Raw genomic sequence first — 18,765 nt, 5'->3', positions numbered from 1 at the left:
CAGCTGAAAACTTGGCGGGGTTAAGGCACATGGCACTTAACATGCTCAGAGCTGAACCAACCAAGATTAGCGTACCGATGAAACAGAAACGCTGCATGATGAAACCTGCCTTCTTGGAGCAAGTCCTTGTGGCCGGATTGACGTCAATGGCTAAAAATTAAGCGCTCATGCGGACGCCCTGTTGAGGGACCTTAATACACCTATCAAAAGCTTCAAACCAACAGTGGACCTGATCCGTTTTACTGGACACGCATTGAAGATCTCAGGAGATCGTCATGCCAGCTTACAAAACGGGTAAAAAGACAGTGCAATATTCATTAGACTTCAAGTTGAAAGCGGTTAAATGGAGCTTTGAAACACACTGAGCTGTTAAGTTAGTAGCCGAAGCTCTAGATTTTCATCCTTTCATCCTTTCATCCTTTTGAATAAATGGCGAAAATCTTATATTGATGGGGGGATAGGTCAGTTTACGCGTCCAATAATGGGAAGAACCACTGGCTTAAATACCAATGATAACAGGCGATATATTGGCAAACGTTGCAAGAATCTGAGTTCGAGCCTTCAGTTTACGTTAAAGAAAGTAGTTTTATGGATTATTGCATTGCCTGTGAGAATACTTATTGAGTCAAGTTCAATCACTTTTGGTATAGTCTGAATGAGAATAAACTCAGACTATGAATTATTATTTCGGAGAGACAATGAGCGAATATAAAACACTTTTTGAATGTGTGAGACCGGCGTTTATTTGCAATCTGCATGCTGAACGGGCGGAAGACCAATGCATTCTAAAGCTGACTCTTCAAAGTGATAGTCAGCATATTGTACTTTTTGGTTTTGAAGGTCTAACGGACTCCGTGAGTGATCTGCTGTCGGCAGAGCGAATCGTGATTTCTGAAGAATTAAATACCTGTAGAGAATTTGGCACAATACGCATTGAATGTTGGGTAGATGAGGTTTATTCAGAATACTGGTGTGATCGCGCAAATACAGAATAAATATAACATCGAAGTACACCCCAATATACTGAAAATGTTGAGCAGTACTTGGAGACAACAAACAAAATGCCCCAGACATCACTGGGGCATTTCTCATTCTACTAGCCAGACAAATATCACCACTACATGTAGATCTTAGCGACTACTTGCCATGCTTGTTTTGGGTGGAGTCGTTTTGACTGGGCTTGTTTTTACTGGATTTAGCTTAGATGAAATAGCCTTAGCAGGACTGGCTTTCTCTTTATCGCTCACCCTGGACGGTTCTAATTCTGCAGCGATTTCACTTTCATGGCGTTGGCTTTTACCCAGATTCACGAACAGACACAGGATGATCCCTGCACCTAAACCTAAAGCAGCGCCTTTGGTGGCAATGACGGCTGCCATCACACCCGCAATACCTAAGTCATTCACCGTTTTGGATTTGGTTACGCCCACTCGGAACGACACAAAGCCTTGAATCAGTAGGGTTGCGGCCAGTGCGATGCCCAACACCGGTTTCACCAAGGTCACAATCGGCAGTAAAAAATACCCAACTAAAGTGCCATAGCGGTAGGAGATAGCACCGCTGTTGATTGAGTCCATGGTTTTCGGGCCAAGCTTGAAGCGTTCACACACCACAACTTGCATGGCAGCAGCGAGGGGGCCACATAAAGTAATTGTTGGGCCGAAAATGCCCATCAACACATTGCGCGCGCCAAAGATCATATTGGAGCGGTTGGCATTGAAATCAATTTTCTCGTCTGGGCGCTTTTTACTCGCGTCTTCTAACAGGCATTTCGCTTGGATCACATCACCAAATAAAATGATGTAAGTAGAAACGACAGCTGGTAGACCCATCACAAACATTTCTAGCGGCGGTAGACCCAGACCAAAGACCGTCCAGTTTTGAAATAATTCACCAAAGGCGAGAGTGGTAAAGCCCCATTCCAGTTGCGGCCAAGGGATTTCACCAACCAAAGGCCCGACGACAATTGCCAGCAGGATAATAGGCAGTGAGCCTAAATCGGCGAGGAACTGCGTGAATCGGTTGCGGTTCCTTTGACTCTTAAAGTGGCTGGAGAACAACAAGTAGAAGCCGACACCGGTACAAATGACGATGGAGATAGGCGCTTGCTCAAAACGGCCCCCGTCAACCAGTACCGAGTTAACAGCGGCGATACCCGCACCAATAATGATGCCTGATTTCATCGCATCGGGCACGATAGAGGCGACGCGCTGCCCCAATCCGGCCACGCCCAAAAGAATAGCAAGAACGCCAAGTGAGATTTGAAAGGCAATGAGCGCATGAACGCGTTCTGGCCCGATTTCATATTGGTTGAGGTATAAAATGACGATAGGGATAGCGGGGGTGATCCAACCTGGGATGATGGGATCACCCAGCGTGATGTGGAGAAAATAGAGTAGGCCATTGATGACAACAATGGTCATCGCGACTTCAAACGGCATACCTAAGTATTCTTGCAGGATGGGGATCATGCCTAAACAGACGGCACAAAGCAGTAAGCCCTGCATGAAATCGACTTTTTCAAAACCGACGTGAATGAAAGGCACCCTGATTTTAAAGGGGCCTGCCGCTATATACGGTTGCTCCTTACCATGTTCTCTTTTCATAAAAAAATCATCTCAAAAAATTCCATTTATAACCACTCGAGTCGTGATGTCCGTGTGATGTCCGCTCGGATATGCCGAAAGAATAAGAGGTTATATATTGAATTTTTGTTATTGCGCTCTCGCTATTGTCAGTGACTGACGAGAGCGCAATGGGTCGATTAGATCGCTTGCTTGTAAAGTTCGATCATATCTTCAAGCGTGGTTTCACGCGGGTTACACAGCACGTTGCCGCTCTTCATCGCGTCTTTGGCCATCTCTTCGATAAGATCGGTTTTCACACCCACTTCCGACAGGGTTCTTGGGATGTTGAGGTCATCGTTTAGCTGCTGGATTTCTTCGATGAGCATGTCTGGCGTGAAGTGTTCGACAGGTTTATCCCCTTGACGGATGTAGTTGTAGATCACTTCATAGCGGCCTTTGTCTGCTACAGCATTAAACTTCATGACGGTAGGGAGGAGAATGGAGTTCGCAACACCGTGTGGCACGTGATAGAAGGCACTCACCGGATGGCTCATGGCATGCACGTTACCCAGACGCGCCCAAGCAAAGGCGATACCGGCGAAGTTACTGCCGACCATCATGGCACATGCCGCTTCTTCATCTTCACGGTTGGCCACGAATTTACGCAGGTTCGCGCCAATCAGTTGCATGGCTTTTTCTGCCATCGTATCGGTAAACGGCGAGGCATTTTTCGACACATACGCTTCAATCGCGTGAATAAGTGCGTCAACACCACAGGCTGCGGCAATTGATGCTGGCGCGGTCATGATCAGTTGTGGGTCTAAAATCGCGTATTTAGGCAGTGTTTCGTAGCTGACGACAGAGAACTTATAGTTAATCGCTTCATCTGTAATAACAGACGATGCTGTCGCTTCGCTGCCTGTGCCTGCGGTTGTTGGAATAGCGATCATCGGTACGATAGGGCCCGGTACTTTGTTCAGACCTTCATACTGTTTAATGTCGCCACCAAATTTCGCCAAAATACCCACGGTTTTCGCTACATCAAGCGGGCTACCACCGCCGAGCGCCACAATGCTGCTTGCGCCGCACTCTTTGTAGAGGGCAACGGCTTCATTGACGATCGTAATGGTCGGATTAGGCTTCACATCCAAATATGAGGTGCATTTAATGCCGCCAGCCTCGATGATTGCTTGTACTTTTGCGACAACGCCAAGGCTTTCAAGCCCACGGTCAGAGATCAAAAAGACGTGATCGGAGTTATTGTTGCTCAGAATTTCCGGTAACTTATTCAAGCTGCCTAGGCCAAATTCAATGTTTTGTGGAATTTTAAAAGTAAAGTCTTTCACTGCATGATCCTTAACTAACAAGCACGCCGTGTGGTCGCGCTTGTTAGGTTTTAAATAGTTACCCGTCGCCACATGGGTGGCTTGGGGTAGATAAACTGATTCGAATAAATAACGCTGAGTCAATGAATTAGATGAGGCGGCACAACATTACAGCGCCTGCACCTTCTCAATATTCACTTTGCGTTTTTTGAATACATTGAATGCGTAACCGGATAGCACAATCACGGTGCCGACCATTGACATCATTTTGCTGTCAGCCGTCCATGGAATGTTGCTCAGTAGCATGTTGGAACCGATGATAAGCAGCACCACGTACACGATACGTAGGAATTGCTCACGGTTGATCTTCTCTAGGAAACGCATGCCGAAGAAGAAACCAATGCCCGCAAGAGGTAGACCCACTAACAGTGCGCTGTTCAGTTCGCTGGTAAACGCGCCGTTTTGGTGTTGGTTAAACAGGTTCCAAGAGTTGAGTACCACCCATAACATGGTCATGGTGTTACGGAATTTCTTCTTGTCTTTTACGGCTTCCAGCGTGTACACCGTGATCAGTGGACCACCGATGTTAAACGCGCCGTGAACGATGCCGCCCAGAATCAAACAGCCGTAACGGAAGATGCGCTTCACAAGTGTGTCAGCCACTTCATTTTCTTCGATCTCTTTGATCACCAGTGGTTTAACGACGTATTTGTGCAGGTTCATCAGGGCAATCACCGTTACCATGGCACCAATCAGCACTTTGGCGGTTTCTGGTGAAATTTGGTAGAACAGGTATTGACCGATAAGAATGCCCGGCGCACAGAGCAAGACGATTTTCCCTAGATCTGGCCACGAGATATCTTTACGGCCTTTGATCGCCAAGTAGTACAAGAACGGGATAGTAATGGCGGTACCGTAAGGCACACCCATTGTTGTGCCCAGTAAGCCATTGGTGATTGGAGCGGCGATAACGGTACAGCCAAAGCCTGTGGTTCCTTGAATAAAGAAACCAATGACTTGCATTAGACCAACCAACAAGTAGTCGAGTTTAAAAGCGAAATCCACGAGAGAGTCTCCACGTTAGGAGGATAGGCCAGCTATCCTCCTGGTTGTATGTCAGATGATGGAATTAGAAGCGAAGCTCAGTACGAGAAATCAAATCTTCTTGCAACGGTTTGCCCAGTTCAACGAAGTACGCACTGTAACCCGCCACACGTACCAGCATGTCTTTGTACAGTTCAGGGTTCTTCTGAGCTGCACGCATTTTGTCGGCGCTCATGATGTTGAATTGCACGTGCATACCGTGTTTAGACATGTATTCATCAATAAAGCTGATCAGAATGTCACGGCCTTCGACTTCGGCCACTGAATCTTCCGGGAAACGCAGGTTCAGCAGGGTACCGTTGGTGGCTTTACTGTGATCCACTTTCGTGACTGAGTTCACCACAGCGGTTGGACCTGCATAGTCGTGCGAACCACCCGCTGTGTGTACTGGGCCCATGTTGTCTGAAATCGGCTCTAGTGCTTTACGGCCATCAAGAGACGCATTCATAAACAGACCCATGCCCACGTTGGCGTTAACGGTGTAAACGCCTGGGCTGAAGGTGCCGCCGCGAACGGTTGGACGACCTGAGATGTTTTTGCAGTAGCATTCAAACATGTATTTGAATAGCTCATCAGCTTCGTCGATATCATTACCGTAATGCGGGATCTTGGTGCTGTTGACCAGTGCATACAGCTTGTCGTGGCCTTCCCAGTTATCACGTAGAGCTTCCAGCAGCTGTGTGCCGGTGTATGACTTGTCTTCAAACATCAGTTTTTTGATGGTTGCTAACGAGTCCGCACAGGTCGCAATGCCCGCTGCTTGAGGGCCGATGCCATTGTATTTCACGCCGCCTGCCGTCATGTCACGCCCCGATTCGATACAGCCTTCGAAGAACGCAGAAATGAACGGTGTGGGTTTCAGTGCAGCATGCACTTTATCGGTGATGTTCAGGCAGCTACATAGCTGATCACACCAGAATTCAAACTGCTTATCGACGCTGGCAAGCACTTCATCAAACGATTGGTACGTTTCTAAACTGCCCGTATCCGGCCCAAGCTGAAGATCGGTATTTGGACCCGCAACCAGACGACCATGGTTAAGCACCATTTCCATCATCTTCGCGGCGTTAATGTAGCCCGCATCTTGCCAGCCGTGTTCTTTGCCCGGAATGGTCGGTTCAACACAACCCACCACGGCATAATCACGCGCTTCTTCCAGTGTCATGCCCTTGGCAAGCATCGCTTTGATTGCCGGTGCATCGTTAAACAGTTTCGGGTGGCCGTAACCGGCACGGATACATTCGGTAACTTTGACTTTGAGTTCGTAAGGGGTATTTTCGTGCATGCGCACACACACCCACGGGTTCATCATGCGTGTATGCACAGAAGCTTCTAGCATCAGCATGGTCAGATCATTGGTCGCATCATTGCCTTGCGTATCGATACCGCCGATCGTTAAGCTTTCGCCACCAAAACCACGACCGTTACGCACGCGTACCGTGCCTTTGTCTTTCAGCTTGGTTGGGTTGTTCATCTTGACGTAAAGCACTTCAAGCAGTTCAAGAACGAATGCTTTCGACGTGCCGTTGTTTTGTGTATCCGCCAAGTAAATAGGGTGCAACCACTGATCCATACGGCCGTAAGAAATCGAGTGACCGTTGCCTTCAATTTGCGTCAGTGTGGTCGCGAAGTTAAACAACTGCACGGCTTGCCAGAAGGTTTGTGGTACGCCGCCCGCAATTTGGTAACAGTTCTCTGCCATTGCGGAGAGTTCTTGTTTCCGGGTTTCATCCGACTCATTGGCTGCCATTTGGTTGGCCAAATCAGCGTAGCGGGTGATGTATTGTTTCGCTGCGTTTTGGGTGATCAGTGTGGCTTTGTAGTAGTCACGCTTGCTGGCAAATTCCGGGTCGCGTTTAGACAGTGTCGCTAACGCGTCTTCGGCTTGTTGAATAACGCCATCAAAGCCTTCGTTCATCAACTTCGCAAAGTCCATGGCGAAGTGGCCAATGCCAGCGAAATGGTAGTTGTTGGTTTGGAAGATTTTCTCACCAATGTGAGAGCCATTCTTCTGGTCTTGGTCAAGCGTGGCAGTGATCATCTCATTCACTGTTTTGCCTTTCCAGTACGCACAAAGCGCTAGAATTTCAGCACGTTCTTCATCGTTGCGAATATAGAATTGGTCGTTGGTGCGCTCTTCAAAAGGTGAGTTGGTGATCTCATCAATGATCCAATCAACAGAAAATTCTGGGTAGATAGGAGAGGCTTTGGCTGGCGCGGCGATCTCACCAAGAATAAGGTCTTGGTCATAAATATGAAGGGTGGTGTTAAGCAGGATATTTTCAAAAGCATAAGCACTTTGCAAAATGCGCGGCGCGACTTCATGCTGTTGGAATGCTTCGGTGACCAAACGTAGTCGCTCGACATCAATTTCGTACGGGCGATCTAAAAAGGTTTGGCGCAGATAGTTAACACGCGGGTACGGTGACCAGTCATCGTGTCCGACTTCATACCCAAGGCCGTATACTTTATCAAACGTATCAACACCGCGAGCGGCGGTCGTTTGCTTATTTGCTACTGCTTCGTACATGTAACATCCTTATATTTTATTAAATGCAATAAGAAAGAAGATAAGTGCCATCCTCTTTGTTATTACATTTATTGCGAATGTGAGCGTCATGCTCACTCGACAGTTAATACTTCTCTCAAGGTATTAGCCTCAAGGCATTAACTGTTGTTGCAGATGATGATTGCCGGTTACTTTTCTTTTGTGCCGATAACACAATGAATACCTCGGCTGTTGAAGTACTCGGCGATCTTTTTGATCTTTTGTTGGAATTCCTGTCTTTCAAAAACAACATCTGTCATTGGGTAGGGCAAACCTAATGATTGATATTTTTCTTCACCGAGACGCATAAAGCTTAAGAGTTGCAGCGTTCTGACTTTGTTATCTAATTCATTCACAATAAAGTCAGCGGTTGCTTGAATATTCTTTTCATCATCATTCACGTTCGGAATAACCGGAATACGTAAAATAAACGGGACGTTCTCTGCCGCCAGTTTTTTGAGGTTGGCTAAAATTCTCTCGTTATACACTCCGGTATAGGCTTTATGGATTTGCGTATCCATATGCTTAATGTCGGAGATGACTAAATTCGTATGCGGCAGGAATTTTTCCAATTGCGACCACTTGCCATAAAAGCTGGATTCTAGGCAGGTATGGATATCTTCTGCTTGGCAGGTTTTGAACAGTTCCGCGACAAAATCAGCCTGACCAATAGGGTCGCCACCAGACACGGTGACACCGCCGCCAGAACGCTGATAAAACCCTTTGTCTTTACGAATGATTTTCATGCATTCATCAATAGACAGGGTATTGCCCCATTTTTTGACCGCATCAGAAGGGCAGGCGTCATGACATTTTAGGCAGTTGGTACATTTACTGCGGTCAATATCCGTCAGTTTACCGTCCACAAACGTGAGCATGCTGCTGTCAGGGCAGACGTCGATGCATGCGCCACATTTATCCTTGCCGATGCATTTGTTCGTATAAATGCCAGGTTGAATATAGTGCTTAAAGCTTTCGGGATTTCCGCACCAGTGGCAACGCAATGGGCAGCCTTTTAAGAACAACTCTGTACGAATGCCCGGCCCGTCATCGAGCGTAAACAATTGGATATTGAATACATTGCCATGCAGTTTGTCATTGTGTGCTTTGTTACAGAGAGTCATTTTGATTGGCGCTTCCTTGCCTACGTATGCAAGGAAATTTAGTCGATTGCATTTTCTCTTTTATTGACATAAATCAGAATACGGCAATTTATGGCGATACATACCTCTTTAGTGTGATGTTTATCACCTGGATTATCTGGTTTGGTCTGATTTATGAGCGACAGCTGGTCGGTGATTGGACGAATGAGGATAAACAGAGTAGCAATGGATGAAAAGGCTGAGTGTTGGATGAAACGTGTCCACTCTATTAAAAATGCCAGATATGTAACTTGCGTGTTAATTTAATGTATTGTTGTTTGTTTTTTGCTTATTTAGAAGTGTTGTTCTGAAATGACAGGAGAGCGAAAGGGAAGGCCTATCCGGTAAGTCCTCATACCAAGGACATCTTGAGGTTACGAGAGGCGGGTGGAATGATGAGATTTTATTTGAGCGATGCTAAGAAGGGGAGAGTAGTCGAGCATCATCGCTAAAGTGGAGTGATGCTCGACTATCCAGAAAAGAGGCGTGACGGTTATCGGTTAAGACGCGCGTTCGACTAAGGTGCCTTTAAATAAAATATACTCGCCGGTTTTTTCGTTGTTGCCGTGAATGCGATCAAACAGATCGTCGACGGCAGACTGACAGATGCGATCTGTCGGTGGCTTGATTGTTGACAGTTGGTAAGACGGCCAGGATGCCATCGGGATATCATCGACACCGATAATTTTATAACCGGTATGATTATGTGCTTTTAATCCTTCAATAAACCCAATACCGATAATGTCGTTAGCACAGAAAACGGCATCAACGTTATGGTCGCTGTTGATCAATTGCTCGGCGGCTTGCATGCCTGATTCAATGTCGAATGACGCAGGTATTCTAATCGGCTCTGCTAATCCCAGTTCCATTACTCTGCGGCGATAGGCATTCCAACGCAATTCACAGGTCATGGATCCTTCTTCACTGCCCACAAACGCGAACACCGAACAGCCTTTTTTGAAAAAGTAGTCAGCGGCTTGATTGCCTGCATCATCATTATCAAGGCCCACACTGTTGGCTCTGACGTCACCAATGTATCGATTAATAAAGCTTAAACATACCCCATATTTTTCGCACTGCTCAATGACGTGACTGCTTAATCGGCTGGTGGCAATGATTAAACCATCGACTTGATATTCAAACGCTCTTTGAATGGCAGAATCAAGATCGCCATTTGAGATAGGGCAGAGAATGGCATGGCCGCCTTTCGCCTGTATTTCTAACGCTAGCATACGGGCTTGCAAGTCATACATTGGGTTGGCGCTACTGTCCAATGCGATGGCAATGAGTCCCGAACGTTTCGAGATCAAGCTGCGCGCTAACGCGTTAGGCTTATAGCCCAACTTTGCCGCACCCTCTAAGATATAAGCACGTTTGTCGTCGCTAATACTGGCATTCGGGTTAAAGGCGCGAGAAACCATCGATTGGGAAACACCCAGTTCTTTGGCGATATCATTGGACGTCAGATTCGGCTTTTTCATAAAATTCTGTGCAACTTAAGTCAATGTTTTGCTTATACATTCGCATTTTAGTGGCGTAATGTTAGTCTTAATTCATATCGACATCAATCATTGTCGGGACGGCATGCGTGGTTTTTCTGTTTGTTGCCCATATTCAACCTTTAGCCTTCTACGTTTTTACTATATTTACCGAGTGGTGATATTACAATCCATCCCATTTGGAGGCTATGTATGCTGTTTGCCCTTGCTTTATTCTGCATCTTCCTGTTGGGGTATCTCGCTCAAACAACAGGCCTTTGTATGGTTAGGGGCGTTAAAAAAGCAACAAGCGGATCGCCAATGTTTCTTGTGGCAATTGTGTTAAGTGGTTCGTTGGCTTGGGTATCGATGGTATTAGGTTCGGTCATGGAAGGGCGCGTCTTATCTGCCGCTTTTTTACCGAGTCTGTTTTCACTGTTTGGTGGTTTTTTGTTTGGTATTGGCGCAGCGATTAATAGTGGGTGTGGGGTATCAACAATCAGCCGTTTAGCGCGTGGTGAAGTGGTTATGCTGGCAACCATAGTAGGATGGTTAGTCGCGTGGTTGTTTTTTGCTCCGGCGTTACCTGCTGAGCTCAAAGGAGAAAAGTTGGTTGTATCTGACTTGTCACGATACGCATTCCTTGGGCTTATTTCGTTCGTCATTATGGTGAGTTGCTATTTTATGACGGCGAACAATCGAAAGTTGTGGCTCTCTATGTTGGGCATTGGATTAATGGCGGGCTTCGTTTTCTTGTATGAACCGCACTGGACACCGAGTGGGTTATTGAAATCCATGGGTACGTCGCTATGGCATGGGAGAGCAGAGGAGTGGCCAAGCAGTGAGCGGTTCATATTGATGGTATCGCTGATAGCAGGGATGGTAAGCGCCGCGTTATTTACCGGGTCATTTGCATTGAGATGGAGTCCTATGACGCGATTAGCTAAACACTTAGTGGCGGGTGTGCTGATGGGATTAGGCGCGGTGATGGCTGGGGGAGGTAATGATACGCAGTTGTTGGTCGCAATGCCTGTTTTATCGGTGGCGGGATTATCAACCGTTGTTTGTATTCTGGTAGGCATCTATGTTGGTATCAATCTCCCTCGAAATAATAGAATAGAGAGTGATTGATTTAAATACCTGAAAACGCCTTCGAACAGGTCGAAGGCGTCTTTTGTATTGCGAGAAAAGTGACACTTCTCTTACAGAGAACAAGCGTTAAGATTCGTGGGGTACTGTCTCTACAACCTGCGTCGTGTCCCCAGCAACGCTGACATCAACATAGCTAACCGGCTGTCCATTGACTATTTGATGTTGTGCTTCCATCACCGTGCCATTAACCAGTAAGGTAGGGTGCACTCCATAGAACCATGCCTGCCAAGTGAGTGTGTCTTCAGACTTATTGGTTAGAGTGGTTTTATGGATTCCCTCGTGCTGAATGGTCAGTTCAAAATTACCCATGATGAGGTTATCCACCGCCAGCCAGTCGATATCGTGCGTAAGATGCGACGCGGTAATAATTTGCTTGTTGGCCGCATCTGGTTTTATCCCCATCAAGCCTTCAATGGTGTTTGAAATGAAGGTGAAGGAGATTTCTGGGTAATCGCCGTTCGTCCCCTGTGTTGGTCGTTCATGTGGCAGATCTTTTACGTCCATAATGTACTGCATCCACTTCCACGCTTCCTCATTGCGGTTGTAGGGGAAGTAGGTTTCAGGAATGTAGGTATAAGCCTCGATATTGTGTGGTGCTTGTGGCGTTGAACCAATACCATTACCCAGATTCTCGGCGATAAAATCGAGATAACGATCATTGCGCGCTCCCGGTTCGGTGATCAATTTCATCGGCATAAACCAACTGTTCTCTTTCCCGAAGTCATTCATTCGGAAACCGTCTTTTTGCACAATATTGACGTAGTTTGCCAATGGGTCCGACGAACCTGCATCACTCCACTGCTGATTGAAGAAGCCTTTCAGTTGCTGCGCTTTTTCTTGCCAGATTTTCGCTTCGCCATATTCCTCTTTGGCCTCTAGCATTGCGGCATAGGCGACGGTTGCTTGATATTGAGAGCCAATACCGTCACCGGCTTCAATCGGAAACTCGCCGCGTTCATTGTAGGTTGCAGATCCTTCAAAAATGCCGCCATAACCTTCTGCGATACCGTTCGGGTCTTGATCGTCATGAAGGGCGATATAATCAGTCAGTACTTTGGTATAGAAACGCCATAAATCAGGGTCTTCGAGATAACGTTTATTGCCGGTCCACTGATATTGTTCCCAGGCTTTTTCTATAAACTCGAACTGGGCCGGCACTTCGCGCACGAACCATTCATCATGTTTGTAATCAATGGTATGCGGTGAACCATCAAAGTTGACTGCCCATAGGGTGTACCACTTGCGAGATTCAGTTGAATGCTTCGCAAAGGTTTGGAACATAGAGAAGTTCTCGATATCCAAACCTGCCAGTTGTGCCCCCGCGGCCTGATGCAAAAAGTCGCGAGAATAGAAGGCGGTACGATCAAAATATCCGGCCCAGTAAGAGGGGATATAGTCAGCGGTACCACTGCCATCGTTGTTAAATTCATCACGGTTGACCAAGTCGTTTTGGCCGGTCATGACAAATTGGCGTGTTTTTTCTATTGCCCAGCCAAAGGAGTCTTGAAGCTTTTGATTTGAAGATGTCACCGTCACTTCTTTTTCTTGCTCAATGGCCGTCAGTTTCCAGCGCTGGGTTTTTCCTTTTTCATTGACCAGTTTAATTATCATGGGTTCACTGGCGTCAATAATATCGCCGGTTTTGATGGTTGCTTTGGTGCCGGATGAGTACTGAGCGTTACTCACGCGTATATTTTCCAGATCAGTACCGTAAGGGAGGGTGATCTGAATGTGTTTCTTATTTCGATTGATGATTGTCTCACCGGATTGTTGCTCTACGCCAAATGCCACGACTTGATTAAAGTTCAGCGGTTTGTTTTTTGAAGAGGGATGTAATGATACGTCATCGACACTTACACCTCCTTTGGATGAGCCAGAAAAGAAGACTTGTAATGTTTCCCCTTTTTCCAATGGGATGTTCTTAAGTCGATTGTATTTATAGCGCTGACTCTGTTGTAACGGGGTCGAAATAAGGGTTTCATTGGCGAGATTTCGCAATCCCATCTTAGCATTGTCATTAGGGCTTCTGACATAAGCGGATAAGTCATAATATCCCGTTTTAGGTACGGTGATTGTTTGTGCAATGTAGTGGTTTTTTCCTTGAGCAATACGGCCTCGATAAGTGCCAGAATAGGCGTCATCACTTTTTATATTGGCGAACCAATAGCTCCAGCCAAGACCTTTATTTTCAAAGCTTGGATTGTTAATGAGATTATGTTTGCCGTGGGAAGAATATGGCGCTACATCAGATAAAGAAGATGCCATGCTGGTGGATATATTCAGTGTAAATGCTGCGGCAATAATGGGGACCAATCGTTTTAGTTTCATCTTCATTCTCGTTATTGTGGGCAAGGTATTGATGGTTATTGTTATTGGATAGACCTTTAAAAAGAGCCTCTTTACAGAGGCTCTAGGTGGAGTCGTTCATGTAACTTGAACGGTTACACCGCTGGAGCCGGTTTCACTGTGCCTTTGTCACCGTCAGCGTCCGCAGGATCCGCTGTTACATGCGCATATTTCGCGGTGAGGTGATCTTGAATTTGCTGGTGGTACGCGCCATTAAGCTTGTAGTAGCGGTAGTAGAGCGCTAACGCGATGGCAAAGAAGATGCTCGGCAAACCAATCATCACGCACTGCATACCAAAGATGGTTTCCGGTGATTGCTCAACATTTGGCACGTAGTTAACGATGGTCAGCGCAATACCAATAAAGAAGGCGGCAAAGGCGGAGCCGGCTTTTACGACCAGCGTCTGCACTGAATACGCAATACTTTCACAACGCACACCCAGTTTGTATTCGCCATAATCAACGGTGTCTGCCACCATAATCACGTTCAATACCCAGAACAGAGCGGTACCGATTTGTAGGAAAATACCAGCCAAGGAAATCAGCATGATGCTTTGTTGGTCGTACATGCCAAGGTAAATCAACACTACGCTACCAAGGATAGGGAAGCCAGAGGCACCGGCCCAGAGCACACGGCGAGAGAAGATTTTCGCCAACTTAGGAAACAGCACTAAGGTGATCAGGTTGGCGATCCCGGCGTAGGCCATGTAGTACGGGAACAGATCTTCGTTGCCGACCACATAGGTGAAGTAGTAGACCGCGAAGGCCGTGATGATGTTAGTGGCAAGGTTATACGATAGCGCCATCACGAGCAGGCAGGAGAGCTGGCTGTTTTTGTAGATCAGCGACACCATTTGCTTGAGTGATATTTTCTCTTGTGGCTGCTCGGCATCCAATTTATCGGATGAGTAGCGCTCTTTCACATTACGGAGCGTAATGTAGGTCGAGAATGCGAAGCAGACAATTAAGAGTACTGTAAATACCTGGAAACCAAAGCCTTTATCATCACCGCCAACGTAGTTGATGAATGGCATCGCGATGGCTGCGGTGACCACCCACGCCAAGCTGGCAAAGAAGCGAGGGTAAGGCACTAACTCTTCACGCTCACGCTTATCCAAGGTCAGCGTGGGTACCAAAGACCAGAATGGAATGTCCATCAAGGTGTAGGTCATGCCCCATAAAATGTAGGTGACGGCGGCGTAGGCAATCAGCCAAGGGCCTTCAAAATAGTGGGCATTAAAGAGTAGGTAGAGCACAACAGAGTTGGCTATGGTACCGATAAAAATCCATGGCTTAAATTTGCCCCAACGGGTTTGGGTATTGTTCACGATCCAACCCATGATGGGGTCATTTACTGCATCCCAGATCCTTGCAACAAGGAAGATAGTACCGACGACACCGGCCGAAATCCCTGCGACATCGGTGTAGTAAAACATCAGGTACATGTAGACGATGGTAATAGCAAAATCTTTCCCGAAGGCACCGAAGCCATAACTTAGCTTGGTGTTCATAGATACGCTCATAGGGTCTCCTTACCCCCCATATTTAGGGGTATGTCCAGTAGAGTTCACGTTAGGTGTATTTATTGCTTTTATAAGGTTTTTCTCTGTGTTCTTTGTTTTCGATAGCCCTGATGGTAGGGCTATCGAAAGTGGCTATTGCTTATATCGCTATCATTTATGGTACTGCCACTTATGACGCTGTCACTGATGGCACCAAGCAGGCAGCCAGCCTTGATGCGCTTCAATTAAGTCATCAACCAAGGCGTAGATATCTTCGATGCCCAAAACAGCTGCCGTGTGCGGGTCAAGCATGGCTGCGTGATAAATCCGGTCACGGTTTTCCGTTAAGATGGCTTCTGTCAGCAGGGTCTGAACATTGACGTTTGTCTGCATCAATGCGGCTAAATGGTTAGGGATTGTGCCGACTTTTGTTGGCTGGATCCCATTGGCATCCACCAGACACGCCACTTCCACACAGCAGCCTTGTGGCAGGTTGTCGATCAAACCGTTATTTTTCACGTTGCCGTAAATCACGCTCGGGATCCCTGTCCAAATGGCATTCATGATGGTGCTGGCATATTCATGTGATTCTTTTACTTCAATCTTATCGGCCGTTTTAAAGGATTCTAAATCCTGCTTCCAGCTCGCGATTTGCTCTACGCAGCGTTTTGGGTATTCGTCGAGTGGCACTTTGTAACGTTCAATCAGATCAGGACGGTTCGGTTTGATGAAGTAAGGGGTGTACTCGGAAAAATGCTCAGAAGATTCTGTGACGAAATAGCCCAGCTTTTTGAACATCTCGTAGCGCACCAAGTTTACGCAGCGTCCGTTGTGGTGTAGCCCAGGCTTCGGTACGTCACCGCGTTCAAAGGCCGCCAGCATGTCTGGGTAGAAATCGACGTATTCACCGTCCGCCGTTTTCTTTTCTAGCGTCAGGTAGTAGGCCATGTGGTTGATACCGGCGCAGGTGAAACGTAAGTCACGGTAATCAATGTCCAGATCACGCGCCAGCTCTTCAGCCGTGCCTTGCACGGAATGGCACAACCCAACTTGTTTGATGTGCGGGTATTTCTCGTACATCGCCCAGGTGTTCATCGCCATTGGGTTAACGTAGTTAAGCATGGTGGCGTTCGGGCAGACATCGGTCATGTCTTCACAGATTTGCCATAGGTGCGGAATCGTGCGAAGTGAACGCATAATGCCGCCAGGGCCTAAGGTATCGGCGATGGTTTGTTCTAATCCATGACGCTTACACACGTCAAAGTCAGTGACGGTGCAAGGCTCGTAACCCCCAATCTGGAAAGCTACGACTACAAAGTCAGCGTCTTGCAGGGCTTCTTTCTGGTTTAGGTGGCAGGTAATGCGGCCGTTCGCGCCGGCTGATTCCATCAATTTACTGACGACGATTTGAGATTCTTCTAAACGAACTTCATCAATATCCATCAGGGCGATGTTGGCATTTTTCAGGGCCGGTTTATGGAAAACGTCGCCAAGGATATTTTTGACGAAAATTGTCGATCCCGCGCCGATAAATGTGATTTTTGGCGTTTTCATTGTTTGTATTCCTGTTCAGTGTTGTTGCTGTGAAGAATGTGTTTTGCTTTGGGGGTTTCAAGCTATGTACAAACAATACCTTGCCAATGACTGTGCTTTCTTCACGAATACAATCATCAGTGTCCTGTTTTCTAAGATCGACTTTTGTGTCTCAGTGATTCTGAGGAAATAGGAGTTAAAAGTGGAATTTAGGGAGTATTCAAGTGCTGCGGTAATCAATAACTCGCCGCTTCGTTACCGTGATCTCGTAATGGCCGTTTTATCACGGCATAAAATGCAAATTATGAGGGATTTCATAGTTATTTTGACCGTTACTTGGTAGAAGAAGACTTTGTACTGTTTTCTAAGGATGAATAATGCGTACCCCTGATGCGTCTGCGACGACCCTTGCTAAGCAGGAACAATACAGTGATGCCAACGTGTCAGTCAGCCCGTTATCGCTGTATTCCACCTATGAACAAGTCGATGTTGTGTTACGCGCGCCGCACAGCATGCCGGGGTATCACTGGCATGGTCAGATAGAGGTGAATATTCCGTTTGGTGATGATGTGGAATACATGATCAACGGAGAGGCGGTGGTGGTAAAAGCTGGTCATATCGGCATCTTTTGGGCATCGGTCCCGCATCGTCTGACCGATCCGGGTAACAGCCACAATATGGGGATCATCAATATCCCGATCCATCTGTTTCTTTCTTGGCCGTTAAGCAAAGAGCTGGTGAACCAAATTACCCATGGTGCAGTCTTGCAGTCAGAAGGCAATGCGCTCGTCAGTGAATTTGAGCTGGCCAGATGGGAGCAAGAAATGCGGCATGAAAAAGAAAGCCGCAAGCAACTGGCGACCGATGAAATTTGCTTGATGCTAAAACGTGTTTGCCTCGATGGTTGGTCACCGTTAATGAGTGGGCGAGGGGAAGGAAAAACGCTGAACGGCGTGTCTAAACATGCGCAGTTTTATGTCAGCCAAATGCTGGAATATATCGCCAGTCATCACGATTCGGCCTTAACGGCAAAAGAAGTGGCTGATCATGTGGGGTTACACATGAACTACGCGATGGGCATTTTCCAGCGGGTCATGCAGATGACCATCAAACAATACACCACCGCGATGCGGATCAATCATGCCCGCGCTTTGCTCAGTGATACTGAAAAAACCATTCTTGATATCTCTCTCACGGTGGGGTTTAACTCTTCAAGTCGTTTTTACGACACTTTTCAGGTTTATCTTGGTGTCACGCCGAAACAGTATCGTCAACTCAGTCGTGAAGATCATCGCTGGTCGCAGCAAGGGGTGAGCCCGCTGCAAAACGTTGAAAAAGGGGCTTGTGATGGGACTCGTCCTGTTACGCTGACAAAGGCGGGCGAATAAAACGGGCCGTAATTTAGAAAGCTAATCCTGGAAGCCAAATTTTGCGAATTCAGCACTGCAACAGGATCCCTGTGTCGCAGTGGAAGCGTTGACTCTCTCGCAAGAACCTACGGGCGATATATTGTCACTCGCTCAATGCCTTGTCTGCACAATCGTCATTATGGATACTGAAAAACGGCAAGTAAGCCCGAATGAATGATTGAGCCAGACTAGGGACGGAGAGCAGATAATGAATGTGATAACGCCACCCAATGGAGCAAAAACGGGTGTAGGGCGCGTAGTGTATGCGGTGATAGGGCTGTTGGGTTTCTTATGGGGCGTACTTATCGCATTTACAGCACTGGCAAATGGCATTACGCCATTCTCGCACTATTTACTCTTGGCGAGGCAGGGATCACATGAAGCGGCTGGTATGGCTTTTGCGGGTGTGCTGGGTTCTGTGTTGTTGATGTTATTCGGTGTTTGGATGAGCAAAAGAAGTGCGCGTCTTATGTCAGGGTGGGCATGGAGCATTGAAAAGAACGGTAAGCCATCTTATCTTTTTCCGTTAAAAATTCCTGTCATAACGGTTGTGGTATTACTGCTGGGGAGCATTATCGCTAACTTTTTCTTAGCGGGTGTTTAGTTAAATCAAGACGATCACTTCGGTACCTTAACAGGGTGTCAAACTCGTCGTTGAG

General features: G+C 46.9%; 13 protein-coding genes and 1 pseudogene. 5 read left to right on the top strand and 9 right to left on the bottom strand.

The window, feature by feature from the left end:
- Positions 1 to 161, top strand: a pseudogene (locus L4C36_RS12100) (ISAs1 family transposase); the annotation flags it as partial.
- Positions 162 to 698: 537 nt separating this feature from the next.
- Entirely contained in the window at positions 699 to 995 is a 297-nt protein-coding gene (locus L4C36_RS12095) for a hypothetical protein (RefSeq protein ID WP_428478060.1), read from the top strand.
- 135 nt (positions 996 to 1,130) lie between these two features.
- On the opposite strand, the gene L4C36_RS12090 is transcribed toward L4C36_RS12095, so the two are convergent.
- The 6 genes from L4C36_RS12090 to L4C36_RS12065 all read right to left on the bottom strand — a co-directional run bounded on the left by L4C36_RS12090 (position 1,131) and on the right by L4C36_RS12065 (position 10,167).
- Positions 1,131 to 2,606, bottom strand: coding sequence for a xanthine/uracil/vitamin C permease (locus L4C36_RS12090; RefSeq protein ID WP_428478059.1), 1,476 nt, complete (start codon positions 2,604 to 2,606; stop codon positions 1,131 to 1,133).
- Positions 2,607 to 2,764: 158 nt separating this feature from the next.
- Positions 2,765 to 3,913 carry an iron-containing alcohol dehydrogenase gene (locus L4C36_RS12085; protein WP_428478058.1) on the bottom strand — a complete coding sequence of 383 codons (1,149 nt, stop codon included), beginning with the start codon at positions 3,911 to 3,913 and terminating at the stop codon, positions 2,765 to 2,767.
- Between the two features lie 147 nt (positions 3,914 to 4,060).
- Positions 4,061 to 4,957, bottom strand: a complete 897-nt coding sequence (locus tag L4C36_RS12080) for a sulfite exporter TauE/SafE family protein (RefSeq protein WP_428478057.1) — start codon at positions 4,955 to 4,957, stop codon at positions 4,061 to 4,063.
- Between the two features lie 64 nt (positions 4,958 to 5,021).
- Positions 5,022 to 7,526, bottom strand: a complete 2,505-nt coding sequence (gene hpfG / locus L4C36_RS12075) for a (2S)-3-sulfopropanediol dehydratase (RefSeq protein ID WP_428478056.1) — start codon at positions 7,524 to 7,526, stop codon at positions 5,022 to 5,024.
- A gap of 167 nt (positions 7,527 to 7,693) precedes the next feature.
- The gene (hpfH, locus tag L4C36_RS12070; RefSeq protein WP_428478055.1) at positions 7,694 to 8,668 is read right to left on the bottom strand and encodes a (2S)-3-sulfopropanediol dehydratase activating enzyme; all 975 of its coding nucleotides are present in this window, start codon (positions 8,666 to 8,668) and stop codon (positions 7,694 to 7,696) included.
- Positions 8,669 to 9,186: 518 nt separating this feature from the next.
- Positions 9,187 to 10,167, bottom strand: coding sequence for a LacI family DNA-binding transcriptional regulator (locus L4C36_RS12065; RefSeq protein WP_428478054.1), 981 nt, complete (start codon positions 10,165 to 10,167; stop codon positions 9,187 to 9,189).
- 279 nt (positions 10,168 to 10,446) lie between these two features.
- On the opposite strand from L4C36_RS12065, the gene L4C36_RS12060 reads away from it, so the two are divergent.
- A complete protein-coding gene (locus L4C36_RS12060) occupies positions 10,447 to 11,295 on the top strand; it encodes a YeeE/YedE thiosulfate transporter family protein (RefSeq protein ID WP_428478063.1) in 849 nt (282 codons plus the stop codon).
- A gap of 87 nt (positions 11,296 to 11,382) precedes the next feature.
- Here L4C36_RS12060 and L4C36_RS12055 read toward each other — a convergent pair whose 3' ends face one another.
- From L4C36_RS12055 to L4C36_RS12045, 3 genes are all read right to left on the bottom strand, one after another.
- On the bottom strand, positions 11,383 to 13,644 hold the full coding sequence (locus L4C36_RS12055; RefSeq protein ID WP_428478053.1) for a hypothetical protein: 2,262 nt from the start codon (positions 13,642 to 13,644) through the stop codon (positions 11,383 to 11,385).
- A 113-nt stretch (positions 13,645 to 13,757) separates the two neighbouring features.
- Positions 13,758 to 15,185, bottom strand: coding sequence for a melibiose:sodium transporter MelB (gene melB / locus L4C36_RS12050; protein WP_428478052.1), 1,428 nt, complete (start codon positions 15,183 to 15,185; stop codon positions 13,758 to 13,760).
- Between the two features lie 180 nt (positions 15,186 to 15,365).
- On the bottom strand, positions 15,366 to 16,718 hold the full coding sequence (locus L4C36_RS12045) for an alpha-glucosidase/alpha-galactosidase (RefSeq protein ID WP_428478051.1): 1,353 nt from the start codon (positions 16,716 to 16,718) through the stop codon (positions 15,366 to 15,368).
- 356 nt (positions 16,719 to 17,074) lie between these two features.
- Between L4C36_RS12045 and melR the strand changes: the two genes are divergently transcribed.
- On the top strand, positions 17,075 to 18,085 hold the full coding sequence (gene melR, locus L4C36_RS12040; protein ID WP_428478050.1) for a transcriptional regulator MelR: 1,011 nt from the start codon (positions 17,075 to 17,077) through the stop codon (positions 18,083 to 18,085).
- A 229-nt stretch (positions 18,086 to 18,314) separates the two neighbouring features.
- A complete protein-coding gene (locus tag L4C36_RS12035) occupies positions 18,315 to 18,710 on the top strand; it encodes a hypothetical protein (RefSeq protein ID WP_428478049.1) in 396 nt (131 codons plus the stop codon).
- Positions 18,711 to 18,765 lie beyond the last annotated feature (55 nt).

The organism is Photobacterium japonica (assembly GCF_050337005.1).
Lineage (GTDB): Bacteria > Pseudomonadota > Gammaproteobacteria > Enterobacterales > Vibrionaceae > Photobacterium > Photobacterium japonica.
Note: the sequence above shows the minus strand (reverse complement) of the source record. Positions and strands in the feature narration are given on the sequence as shown.